Genomic DNA, 829 nt, shown 5'->3' with positions numbered 1-829 from the left:
ACTGTGTTCGCCGCCGCCTCGATGAAGAGTGCACTCGACGAGATCGACGCGGTCTACATCATCAAGACCGGCACCTGGATCACGGCGAGGTATGCCGCGAGTTCGGTGTTAGCAAGGCAGATCGAGCAGGGCGCGCCCGCCGATGTGTTTGTCTCCGCCGACACCGATTGGATGGACTATGCGATCAGCAAGAACACCATCAACGAATTCACGCGGGTCAATCTGCTCGGCAACAGCATCGTGTTGATCGCACCGAAGGATTCGAAGATCGATACTGTCAATATCGGCCCCGGCTTCGACCTCGCCAAGCTTGCCGGAGACGGCAGGATCGTGACCGGCGACGCGAAGTCGGTGCCGGTGGGCAAATATGCCAAGGCAGCACTGGAGAAGCTCGGCGCATGGCAAGCCGCTGAGCCGAAATTCGCGATGGCCGAGAGTGTGCGCACCGCGTTGACGCTGGTGGCACGTGGTGAGGCTGCTCTCGGCATAGTCTATTCGACCGACGCCAAGGTCGAGCCCGGCGTCAAAATCGTTGGCGCCTTTCCCGCAGATTCGCATCCCACGATTATCTATCCAGTGGCGGCAACGACGACCGCAAAGCCAAAGACGACCGAGTATCTCGCCTTCCTACGTTCGACGGCAGCGAAGAACATTTTTGAAAGGAACGGGTTCAAGTTCCTGGTAAGCCCATCAATGTGATGGGTTGCGGTCCGCCATTTGCAAACCAGCAGAATGGCCCATCTGCGACCTCGTGCGATGTCCTGCTTGATGCCGCTACTGAGGGCATAACGGACATGTTCAAGGGCCGGGAGTGCCTATCGCAGCTTCT

General features: G+C 58.6%; 1 protein-coding gene. It reads left to right on the top strand.

Translation table 11 applies throughout. The annotated features are described in order from the left end of the window. The coding region (gene modA / locus AC629_RS44475) for a molybdate ABC transporter substrate-binding protein (protein WP_084810844.1) at positions 1 to 699 on the top strand (699 nt) is incomplete at its 5' end. Positions 700 to 829 lie beyond the last annotated feature (130 nt).

Source organism: Bradyrhizobium sp. NAS80.1 (genome assembly GCF_001908205.1).
Taxonomy (GTDB): Bacteria; Pseudomonadota; Alphaproteobacteria; order Rhizobiales; family Xanthobacteraceae; genus Bradyrhizobium.
The sequence above is the reverse complement of the archived record's forward strand: the minus strand, read 5'-3'. Positions and strand labels throughout refer to the sequence as shown.